Source organism: Pseudomonas sp. p50(2008) (genome assembly GCF_015351605.1).
GTDB lineage: Bacteria > Pseudomonadota > Gammaproteobacteria > Pseudomonadales > Pseudomonadaceae > Aquipseudomonas.
The window spans coordinates 262340-272629 of sequence record NZ_JACMYF010000008.1; the positions used below are offsets into that span (position 1 = coordinate 262340).

A 10290-nucleotide genomic window follows, 5' to 3' on the forward strand; every position below is an offset into this window, starting at 1 on the left:
CAGGGTTTCTCAGAACCCTTCGTTCTCACGCACTCGTATAGGAAGACCCAAATGAAATATCACAAACTCCAAGCCGGTGAAACGACCGGCACCTATGTCATGGACTCCCCTGTCACCGAAGCTGACATCCTACGTATGGCGCAACAACTGGCAATGAGTCGCCTGTCTAAAGGCCGGGCACTGACAGAGCCGAAGCAGGTCTTCAGCCACCTGCAAACACTGCTGCAGTACCACGAGCACGAAGTCTTTGCACTACTGCTGCTCGACAGCAAGCACCGGGTAATAGGCTTCAGAGAGCTGTTTAGAGGCACGCTGGATGGTGCGAGCGTGTACCCACGGGAAGTGGTCAAGATCGCGCTGGAGCACAACGCCGCGGCCGTAATTATGGTTCACAATCATCCCTCTGGCGACCCGGAGCCCAGCCAAGCCGATCGTACCCTGACCACAACGCTCAAGAACGCCCTGAACATGGTCGGCACCCGAATATTGGATCATGTCGTCGTGGGCCATGAAGGCTGCGTATCGTTGGCTGAACGAGGTTGCCTGTAACTCTTAGGCTCACACCGGCCGATGACCGCCCTTGGCTGATGCCGGGGTGGTCATCGGCACGGTACCCAATCACTTATTTTTTGTCGTGATCCTGCGGTTGTACTTAGCTTCGGCTGCAGCCAAAGCTATGGCTACCATTGCCAAAGATCTTGGTAGCCGACTTGCAGAGGTACCTGGCTCTATAAAAGAAATCAGCCTGTCGAGCCAGGTCGTCACGATGCAGGTGATAGTACGGATTGCTCTTGCTCGCGGTGTACTCCTTGAGCGCCGACTTCAGTTCATTGGATATACCGATGTAGCCCACCACCAGGCCGCCCTGCTTGTCCTTGAATACGCGGTTGACCCGGGGCAATGGCCTGTATCAGGTTGTGGCCTTCACCGGTTTGTCCACGTACAGGGTGTGCACGCAGGGCGCATCGAATCCTTTCTATCACGGACGATCACCCGCTTGAGCGGATCCAGCGTGCACGAGAAACGATGGCATCATTGCCTAAAGGGAACGTTTTTTTGAGACTGGACACTAGCGCAATCAGTACGTCAGCCCATGCACCTTCAAGCCCCCGCCCAGGCTTTGCCCCCTAAACTTCGACGCTGCCAACCTGTCGATCCCAACGCGTCCCATACCGCGTCACTCAGCCAACAAATTCAAACTCGGACACACCAGACGTACCATCTTGTCCGCCTTGCGCCGATAGTTATCGTTGTCGTCCGAGGTCCAGACATAGGCCTTCAGCCAGATCGTCATGTTCAGGTACTGAAATCTGATGCAACTTTCGCCGTCCAGTTTCTTCAGTGATCGCTTCACTTTCCGCTCACGCTCGAACACGGTGGCCACAAGGCCAACCCGGTAGTCCAGTGCCTTATCCTGCAAAGATTTAACCGAGCGGAAATCCCCTTCGGAGAATCGGTAAAGGTGACCTCGCTCAAGCTCGAGTTCGGTTTTGATTTCGTCATCTTCGTGGCTATATGGGTGACTGTGATAGTCACCCAGGTAGCAGACCTCAGGAAAAAAAGTGTCGATAAAGCCTTGTTTCAGCTCTTGCGCTTCATCGGTATAGGAGACTGAGCCCTGGTCTCTTTCAACGGCTGTGGATGTGTCTGCCCATACCACCCTGTGCATCATGTTTCTGCCAATGAGTGGCTGGCAGTACCCCCACAGGTGCCCGAACGTTTCTACGCCCGCCGCAGAGTCGCCGCAGGTTAAAACATGCTCCAGTTTGTAGGCCTCCAGTGCTGAAGTGACGATACTGAAAAACGCTTGTTCGGATATTGAAACAACTGAGTCAATCATGACGGTCCTTGGTCATTTAGAGTTAAGGGATGTTCAGGTGGGCTCGGGAACCCGAACATCCTGGGTCAATGATGCGTGCACCGACAGTCCATCGACGACTCCCAGTGAGGCTCCACTGGGTGCTATATCGCATTGCGGGAAGGCCTGCTTTACCGCTTCAATCACGTAGGGCGCTCGGGACATGCCGCCGGTCAAGAACAGCACCGGGGTATAGTCCTGGATCTCGCTGGCGACTTGCGCAAGAAGCGCTTGAAAGGTGCGCATGAAACTCTCGGCGGCCAATGCCAAGTGGCTATCGGTCGCTTGCGCCACTAGGCTCTGCTCAATGTAATCCAGCGAACGTTCGCTCTGTGCGGTTTCGCTGAGTTCGATCTTCAGCTTCTCCACGTCACGGTTCAGGCGCACGGGGATGCCCGGCTTCTGCAACTCCGCCAATCGGGACGCGTATGGAAGTGGGGTATGAGCAAAACGGCGATCCCGGAAGGACTTCTGACGATTAAGGTCACTCACAGACGCAGCATCCATAAATACGGGCGCCAACAACTCGGGGCACTCCCCCTTGCCGAACAACGGCATCACTGAGCGGAGCGAAAGACCGAGGTCAACATCAGTGCCGCCCTTGGGCTCACCCCAAGTGTTCAGAATATGAGGCTGCGTGTCCCCTGTGCCGACTTTAGCCAATGCGATGTCGGTGGTCCCACCACCGATATCGACGATCAACGCATGGTGAACAGTCGTTGAACTCCTGTGATAACCCACGGCAGCCGCGGAAGGCTCATGCAGAAAATCGACTTTATCGAAGCCAGCAGCAGCGGCAGCTTCGGTCAGTATGGCGATGGCCTGCAAACCTCCGTCCGGACCTATCGAACTGCGAAACTGCACCGGCCTACCCAAAGTCGCTTGCGTCACCTCTTGCTCAAGTTGCGAGCTGGCTTGTTCCCGGATGTGCTTTAGGATGCGTGTCACGATCCCGGTGATATAGCCACGCTGGGGCCCCTCCAGGCGAAAGCCTAGCATCGACTTTGGCGACTGGACCAGCCGACCGGACTCGTAGATGAACAGGGCATCTATGGCTTCCTCGCCAAAGATCGCGGTATCTAAGTGAATGTCAGCCTCTTTGGCCTTCGCGATCTCATCGCTCAGCCAGCGACGTTTGATTGCATTGATGGCCGACTCGCGAAGGTCCTGATCGCTGCTCAGAAAAGGCTTCGCTATCATGGCGCGGCGTTCTGCTTTTTCCTCCTCGGACATCGGTGCTTTGTTACGAGCTGCGGCTCGAGCGCGCATCTCTATCGCGGCGATATCCTTGTTGTACTCGGAACGTCGCTTGGCGAAAGACGCTTTGGCAGAGCGAATTCCCTCGCTGATTTCGTGCTCGTTAAGCGACGTGAGTTCAAACCCGGAAATATCGACGGCACGGTCTGGAAAGAATACCGACGTCCTGAATTGCGGCTGCCCATCGAACATGATGTGTTCGATGCGGCCGTTGCGGAAAGCTGCAGCGCTGGAGTAACTGGTGCCGAAATCAATACCGATTTTCATGCGCGGTTTCTGCCTTGGAGGTGCAATACGACAGGAATCTATAGAAGAATGAAGAAGTTGTCAGTGGAGTAGTGGCAAAATGTAGCCATTTTTCTGGCGTTCAATGGTAAGCAATGTGATGGACGCCCCAGCTCGCCATCTCGCACGACACGCCTACATAGACCTTGAGATCAAGATCGCTGCGTGCATAGGCCCAGAAGGCACAGCGTAAGGGAACAGTAAACCTGTCTGTTCACCCCCACCAATCCCCGCCCCTGGCGCTGATGCCAAGTACGCCGATAATCCTAGCCTTCCCAAGCGCCGCCCTGTCTGCGGGGATGGCTTTTGTGAATCAATCAAGGTCGACACGATGGCCGCAATACTTATCACTTAAGCCATAGGTACGCAGTTTTCAGCAACCAGCCATGGTGTGAGAGCCAGAAAAAACGCCGCTTTCCCGGTGAGGGATAAGCAGCGTTTTTCCTTAACTGAACAGCATTGCGACACGATAGCCGGGCTTTCTTATCACGCGCTTAACGAGTAAGGGGGAGGAATATTAGAAACTGTTCTTCGGACGCGTCTTCTCTTTTTTGCAGCGCACGCACCACAGAACAATAGTGTCCTCCGTCCTAGAGGCCTCATGCCAGCTGTGGTTTTCTTTCTCTACTTTTGTATGGCGGCAACGAGTGCACTCTTCTTTGACTCGGCAGTTATCATCCATGCCTGCATCGCGATAACCCTCGTGCTCGATTTTTTTCTTCACGTGATCGCAATACTCGCAAGCCCATGATTTCTCGCAAGAGCTGAACTCTGTATATACCCCGTTTCCATAGCGGTGTTCTTTCTTTGTTACGTGTTCATAGCAATCTGGGCACGTTTTTTCAAAGTGACAAGCTGGACCATTTGCAACCTTTACGAAATTGCCAGCATGAAATCCTGTAGCGCACTTGGCTTTCAAAGCCAACTCTTTAATCTTGTCAAAGAACCCCATACACATCCCTATTTGATGATCAATAACTCTCAAGCATATCGGCCGAAAACCAGGAAGCTTTAATAATTTTTAAGACCAACTCGATCAAAACACAAAAAAACGCTAGCCGGATTCGTTTATTGAGCAAGTTGCCATAGGCAAATCATCGCCCCCGATAGGATTCAGTGGCATGCGGTCGATGCGCCGGTTGATTTCCCTCTGTGTCGCGAGCTACCCTCTGAGCTTAGTGAACCACACGCAAAGCGACTTGCCGCCATGGATTATAATCGACCTACACCCGCCCCCCTTGGCACTCATGTCATTTAGGCCTGAGGCACTGACTCACCCAAAATACCATCTACCCAAGTTAATATTAACTTGGAATACCTATATCTAGTTAAGCTGAATCATGAATGGAGTCTACATATGGCAAATGAGTTGACGCACAATAAGATTATGCAAGCCCTTGACTGGGCCTACGACAAAGCAATTAACGGCGTGCCAGGTTTAGATTCGGCGGCTGAAATGGCAAGCAGTTACACGTCAGACAGTGGCACTCTAATCGACAATGCAAACTCTCTTATTCGCTGGCAAAATACAAAAGCAGGAACATCCGGCTTTTTAACCGGCCTAGGCGGAATAATTGCAATGCCTGTAACAATCCCCGCAAATATCGCATCCGTAATGTATGTTCAAATCAGGATGATTGCTGCAATAGCAAAGATGGGTGGTTACGACTTAAAGGATGACAAGGTAAAGACTCTTGTTTATGCCTGTCTCGCTGGCGACGCGGCGAAAGACATACTTAAAGATGTAGGAATTGTGGTTGGTACAAAAATAGCAACTAACGCAATTAAAAGCATCTCAGGAAAAACAATAACCGCCATCAACAAAAGCGTCGGATTCAAGCTTTTAACCAAGTTTGGTGAAAAGGGTGTTGTTAACCTTGGCAAAGCCGTTCCAATACTTGGAGGAATCATCGGTGGAACCGTAGATGCTGTAGCCACCAATGTGATTGGAAACATCGCACGCGACACTTTTATACCAGCCTGACAAACTATTTACGTCGTTCGCTTCGCTTGCAAGAGCGCTAGCGAATGGCTACTTTTTGGCGGCTTCTGCTCTTCAATACTTGGCCAACGAACTTTCCTATGAGTGATATCTGCCGACACCTATCAACTGCAAACAGTGGTCAGTAGGAATGAAAACCCGCAGGGCGGTAGTCATTTCTCCTACGAGATTGTTGACCTACTAGACGGCCGCGTTGAAGAGCGCATGTCAGCCATGGAGTCGCTGACCAAGACCATCATGGCTGCCTTCGACAAGGCCGGCCGCTAGCCCCTCAGTTTAGTTTACGATTTTTTCCGAATTCCGCGAGCCCCCCCCCTAGTACATCGATCGGCCTTACCTCCATACAGAAAGATGTAATACATCAACAAGCCCATGCACAACACAAAACCGATCTTGAGCGGCCGCGATATGCCTGAGAAGCCAATCAGAGCCACCAATATTGCGATAAAAATCAACGTTCGCATTTCTCCTTTGTAACCGACCCAGTGCGGGTCAGAATCTGCGTCTTCTGGCCATTAATTCCGCCAGCAGCCCGTCGAGAAATCCCGCCGCGAAAACTTTGATTGCGTTACTGGTGCAACGTGGACACTGGGTGAAATACTCACCCACCCCCAATGCATCGCTACGCGGCGCTACTGTTTTTTTCCATTGGCAATCGCGGCACACAAACGTAAGTGGTCTGGGCTTTATTGGCATTGCAGCTCTCCTGAAAACTTACCCATAGTCGACCCCATCAGCTCCCTCACCTGCCGGGATACATCTGCTCAATCTGCTGATCAAACTCTCCGCCATCCCCACAGTACTCACGCGGAATGCGTTCAATATCCTCGGCAATCTGCTCGATCACTTCGCGCAGCTCCAATTGCCCGTACCATCGAGCAGGAATCGCCGTAGCACCATACTGAACACCCAACAGGTGCCCGGCGATCAACCCGGTGCTGTCACTGTCGCCACCGTGATTCACCGCCGTGATCACGCCCTCCTCGAACGAGCGCGCGGCCAGGGCGCACCACAACCCAATAGCCAACGCCTCTTCGGCGACCCAACCGCCACCGAATTCGCCTATGCGTTGCGGGGTGGGTTGGTAGCCCTCGTAAAAGAAGAACAGCACGCGCTCGATGAGACTCCGTGTTTCTTCCATACCGGGCATTTGTCCGTAATTGGCCAAGCTTTGAGTGACTGCGTGCTCCAGGCTGTCTTGCCGATCGACAATGCGCTGGAGAATATCGGCGAACAGCCCAGCCGCCAGGTAGCCCGTAGGGTGCCCGTGGGTCAGGCGCCCTGACTGGGCAGCGTAGTCAAAGGCATTAGCAAAGAATGCACAGGGCGCAACGCGCATCAAGGCGCCACAACCTTTGCTGTTGTTCTCGGCAACAGCGCCCAGCCGCGAACTGGCCTTGAGTGCAGCTAGGCAGGTAGTACCAGGGGCGCGGCGAGACCAGAGTTCCGGTTGTTTGATCAGCCACCCGTCCCTGCTGACAGGCATCGCCATAGGGTAATCCTGGGTCATCAGCCAGCGCAGCAACGCATGATGGATAATGCTGGGAACGTGGCAAATCCCTCGCGAACTGCCGCGCACATAAGCCCGCAGCAAGCCTTCGGCCGTGAAGAGCATCATCTGCGTGTCGTCGGTGATGGCACCAGTGATACCGTAAGCCGGGGCAAAATAGATGATTCCCTGTGGACCGAACTTAGCTTCGATTGCAGGCCACTCGAGAAACTCCACCGGGGCGCCCAACGCATCGCCAACAGCACCGCCCAGCAGACAGCCTTTGATCCGTTCAAGTCTGTTCATGCCTGCTCCCCCGAGACTGCCGGAATCAGCAGCTGAAGCAGCTCCAACTTGCGCCGTAGCTGATCGACATGCGCTTTTTCCGCCCGCAGAGCCGAACGCAGTTCTTTATTTTCCAGATTGCCAATGTCCGTCCTGCGTGCCGCCCTATGGCCATCCAGCATCATTTGCCATATTTCACGCAACCTCAGGGTCTGTAGCACCAGCGTCAACAGGATGATGCCCAGCAACATCAATGCACCTGTAGAAACCATGTCCAACGCGTTCATGTCTGCTTCCTTGGTGAGTTCGGGAAATCCCGAAGACAGCGACACGATATGTAGTGTTAAACGACAGGTCTAGAATGTAGACTTATACAGGTAAAGTATTCACGCACATGGAGGGGACATGAAACGTACGCAATCCATTGAACAGGTTCGCTGGGACCTGGCACTTCGCTATCGTTTGATTGAAACCGTTGCCTGGTGGGAAGGCCGCCTGACCACGGGGCACTTGATCCAGAGCTTCGGCATCAGTCGTCAGCAGGCGTCCAAGGACATCAACACCTACATCAACGAACATGCGCCTAAAAACCTTACATATGACAAAAAAATAAAGGGCTACGTGCCCAGCAAGACGTTCAAGCCGCTATTCATTGACGACAGTGCCAGCGCGTACCTGCACCTGCTTTATCAGAATAATTCTCGGGCGCCGTATATCGAGGGTCTGGCCCTAGCCTATGCACACACCAGGGTATTGGAGGTGCCGGATCGCTCGATCAAAGCGGAGATACTTCGACCCTTGCTTAAGGCCTGCCGTGAACATCTGAGTCTGGACGTTGACTATGTGTCGCTAAACAGTCCGGCCCCGGAGGGCCGCATGATTGCGCCGCACACGCTGATCTATAGTGGTATGCGCTGGCACGTTCGGGCGTATTGCGAGAAGAACCGTAAGTACCGTGACTTTGTACTAAGCCGGTTACGGGGGATTCCGGATATTCAGGATGGTGAAACAGAAAACGGCATAGATGCCGATGAAGCCTGGAACACCCCGGTTACCGTAATCATCAAGCCAGATGAAGGCCTGACTCCGGCGCAGAAGTTGATCATCCAGATCGACTTCGGGATGATCGACGGGCAGCTGGAGATCCCGAGCTGCGGGGCGTTGGTGAAATATGTGTTGCAGCGATACCAGATCGATCCTAAACACTTGGATCCTAAGCCGGAGGCGCAGCAGATCGTGGTGGCGAACCTGAAAGAGCTGAAGCCTTGGTTATATGACTGAGGGAAGTATTCCATGCGGGATACTTTTGATCAGACCTGCTGGATCTTTGACCCCAGCAGAGGCTAAAACTTCAAGGGCGAGGGATACTCCCCCCAATCAGTCACCCTTCTACTTCAGAGTATGAGAGCACCTCGGAAATGAGGTGCTTGCTACTTCCGTACCCGCAGGTTCCTAGACACCTTGAAGCTTTTGCACGAAGGACAGAACAAGGCAAAGCGGCGATCCCAGATGTATTATCACTTCAGACGAAAAAGTAAAAGGCCGGTCTGAGTCCTGACGCTCTCATCGTTGCGCCTTGTTCATTTCGGGCTTCTCGGTATTCACTACTCATCCCACCGCTTACGCAACGTCTTGATCAATGCATTGCCTCGAAGTGGACTTCCGTCAGGCCCACACAGCGCAACCGAACCCGATGGCAGGCCGAACACCTCCTCGATAGTCGACCGAATGCTGCTGACTTTAGCGTCCGATCGTGCAGCACGAAACCGAGCAGCCTTCCTCCCCGTAGCGACGATATCTTCATCCGCGTCGTCATCCTCAAGCGCCTCATCGTCCGAGGCTATCAACGAAGGCCCGCCTTCCTCCTCGAACGGTTCAAGATCTCCGTCGTCGACATCAGCGCCATCGTCTTCTGCCAAACCATGGGTATACCAGGTAGCACCGTCCTCCTGTTCCCACACCAGGCCATCTTCGACATGAAAAGTACGCTTGCCTGACGAAGGCATTAAATAATCGCTGTTACGCGATCTCACGCCTGGCAATCGAAAGCCGTCGCTCATGGCCGTGAGAGCTCTTTTCGGCCCCGCCACAATTAGAAATTCTGACCAGCAAGGTTCATGAAAATTAACGCTTACCGAACCGTATAGGTAAACGGTTGTTCTAAGCGAGTGGTCTTCCCTGGCCAACCTGGACAGCACACCCATAACCGTAGAATGGAGACCGCGCCCTGACGCCTCGAGACTGTCCACGTTTACCTCAACGGTAGGCAGAGGCGTCTTACTGCTTACAAAAGCGAGGTCCGTTACCGATTTCTTGATCATGACTCTCATCCATTGAATAATTACAAAGCCCACCGCCGCGCATCGCTCATGTCAGCTACATCGGTGTCGAAAATCACCAACCAGCATGAAGCAGGCCCGCAGGCATATCAATGAGCCATTAGCCACGACCAGCAATCAGGGAAGCGTTGGGATCAATAAGGCGGGTAGGCGTTGTACTCCTCCTCAAAGATCTGAGCGTACTCGCCGGGCAATTCGCCGGTTGCGTCGTACTGGCGGTATTTAGCTACCTCATCGATGAAGAACAGCGACAGCACCTTGATGCCCTTGCTGAACAGCATCATCTCTTTCTGAAAATGTGCCTTCACCGCCTCGCGGATTTGGATGCGGCGCATGGCGGCTGTTGGCGCTGATTGAAAACTGACCCACCGGGTCAGTTTTCGGTCAGCGCCAACACCGCGACCCCATCGGTTGTTCAACCTTGGCCCGTACCTGCGCTTTGGCGTACTCATTTATGAAGTTGAAATTTACGATTCTCCGTAAAATTTCTTCGTCAAAGCTGAGCTTTTGGGGTCAAAACTTTACAAAAATGTTTTCCTGACCGTAACAAGAAACGGCTATGACCGTTCGTCGGTATTCGCCAGCTAATGGGTTGGGGCTGCACCTGGCTAACGCGCCCATGATTTGCTGTTGTTTAGCTTCGGATTCCCGAGCATGCGTTGATTGCAGCCTACCAGCCATAGGCGCCTGTAGACGGCTAGATAGCATTTTGCTAGCCTAAAATGTCCAGCGGCATTGGAAATGCGAGCGTTGTTCCAGCTAAGAATTTCCATAC

At 53.1% G+C, this 10290-nt stretch carries 10 protein-coding genes and 2 pseudogenes; 4 read left to right on the forward strand and 8 right to left on the reverse strand.

Translation table 11 applies throughout. The annotated features are described in order from the left end of the window. Window positions 1-51: 51 nt before the first annotated feature. On the forward strand, window positions 52-549 hold the full coding sequence (gene radC, locus H7698_RS22840; RefSeq protein WP_038443646.1) for a RadC family protein: 498 nt from the start codon (window positions 52-54) through the stop codon (window positions 547-549). 241 nt (window positions 550-790) lie between these two features. Here the strand turns inward: radC and H7698_RS31395 are convergent. From H7698_RS31395 to H7698_RS22860, 4 genes and pseudogenes are all read right to left on the reverse strand, one after another. After that, window positions 791-1026 (reverse strand): annotated as a pseudogene (locus H7698_RS31395) (type I restriction enzyme subunit R domain-containing protein); the annotation flags it as partial. A 151-nt stretch (window positions 1027-1177) separates the two neighbouring features. After that, window positions 1178-1840, reverse strand: a complete 663-nt coding sequence (locus H7698_RS22850; protein WP_038443648.1) for a hypothetical protein — start codon at window positions 1838-1840, stop codon at window positions 1178-1180. A gap of 33 nt (window positions 1841-1873) precedes the next feature. Then, entirely contained in the window at window positions 1874-3382 is a 1509-nt protein-coding gene (locus tag H7698_RS22855; protein WP_038443649.1) for an Hsp70 family protein, read from the reverse strand. A gap of 535 nt (window positions 3383-3917) precedes the next feature. Continuing rightward, window positions 3918-4352, reverse strand: a complete 435-nt coding sequence (locus H7698_RS22860) for a hypothetical protein (protein ID WP_144243179.1) — start codon at window positions 4350-4352, stop codon at window positions 3918-3920. Between the two features lie 405 nt (window positions 4353-4757). Between H7698_RS22860 and H7698_RS22865 the strand changes: the two genes are divergently transcribed. After that, window positions 4758-5384: an EcsC family protein gene (locus H7698_RS22865; protein WP_038443654.1), complete on the forward strand. Its 627-nt coding sequence runs from the start codon at window positions 4758-4760 to the stop codon at window positions 5382-5384. Between the two features lie 102 nt (window positions 5385-5486). Next, window positions 5487-5669, forward strand: coding sequence for a hypothetical protein (locus H7698_RS22870; protein WP_038443656.1), 183 nt, complete (start codon window positions 5487-5489; stop codon window positions 5667-5669). 475 nt (window positions 5670-6144) lie between these two features. Here H7698_RS22870 and H7698_RS22875 read toward each other — a convergent pair whose 3' ends face one another. Continuing rightward, window positions 6145-7197, reverse strand: a complete 1053-nt coding sequence (locus tag H7698_RS22875) for an ADP-ribosylglycohydrolase family protein (protein WP_038443659.1) — start codon at window positions 7195-7197, stop codon at window positions 6145-6147. Next, the gene (locus tag H7698_RS22880; RefSeq protein ID WP_038443661.1) at window positions 7194-7463 is read right to left on the reverse strand and encodes a hypothetical protein; all 270 of its coding nucleotides are present in this window, start codon (window positions 7461-7463) and stop codon (window positions 7194-7196) included. The genes H7698_RS22875 and H7698_RS22880 overlap by 4 nt, the downstream gene beginning before the upstream one ends. A 118-nt stretch (window positions 7464-7581) precedes the next feature. Between H7698_RS22880 and H7698_RS22885 the strand changes: the two genes are divergently transcribed. Further along, a complete protein-coding gene (locus H7698_RS22885) occupies window positions 7582-8457 on the forward strand; it encodes a WYL domain-containing protein (RefSeq protein ID WP_038443663.1) in 876 nt (291 codons plus the stop codon). Between the two features lie 323 nt (window positions 8458-8780). Here H7698_RS22885 and H7698_RS31400 read toward each other — a convergent pair whose 3' ends face one another. Both H7698_RS31400 and H7698_RS22895 read right to left on the reverse strand, forming a co-directional pair. Continuing rightward, window positions 8781-9236, reverse strand: a complete 456-nt coding sequence (locus H7698_RS31400; RefSeq protein WP_235205525.1) for a hypothetical protein — start codon at window positions 9234-9236, stop codon at window positions 8781-8783. Window positions 9237-9661: 425 nt separating this feature from the next. Continuing rightward, a pseudogene (locus H7698_RS22895) lies at window positions 9662-9853 on the reverse strand (hypothetical protein); the annotation flags it as partial. Window positions 9854-10290: the final 437 nt, after the last annotated feature.

Coding starts and splice junctions, on each gene's coding strand:
- H7698_RS22850 (WP_038443648.1), bottom strand. CDS start 1,840: ATGATTGACTCAGTTGTTTCAATATCCGAACAAGCGTTTTTCAGTATC.
- H7698_RS22855 (WP_038443649.1), bottom strand. CDS start 3,382: ATGAAAATCGGTATTGATTTCGGCACCAGTTACTCCAGCGCTGCAGCT.
- H7698_RS22860 (WP_144243179.1), bottom strand. CDS start 4,352: ATGGGGTTCTTTGACAAGATTAAAGAGTTGGCTTTGAAAGCCAAGTGC.
- H7698_RS22865 (WP_038443654.1), top strand. CDS start 4,758: ATGGCAAATGAGTTGACGCACAATAAGATTATGCAAGCCCTTGACTGG.
- H7698_RS22880 (WP_038443661.1), bottom strand. CDS start 7,463: ATGAACGCGTTGGACATGGTTTCTACAGGTGCATTGATGTTGCTGGGC.
- radC (WP_038443646.1), top strand. CDS start 52: ATGAAATATCACAAACTCCAAGCCGGTGAAACGACCGGCACCTATGTC.
- H7698_RS31400 (WP_235205525.1), bottom strand. CDS start 9,236: ATGAGCGACGGCTTTCGATTGCCAGGCGTGAGATCGCGTAACAGCGAT.
- H7698_RS22885 (WP_038443663.1), top strand. CDS start 7,582: ATGAAACGTACGCAATCCATTGAACAGGTTCGCTGGGACCTGGCACTT.
- H7698_RS22875 (WP_038443659.1), bottom strand. CDS start 7,197: ATGAACAGACTTGAACGGATCAAAGGCTGTCTGCTGGGCGGTGCTGTT.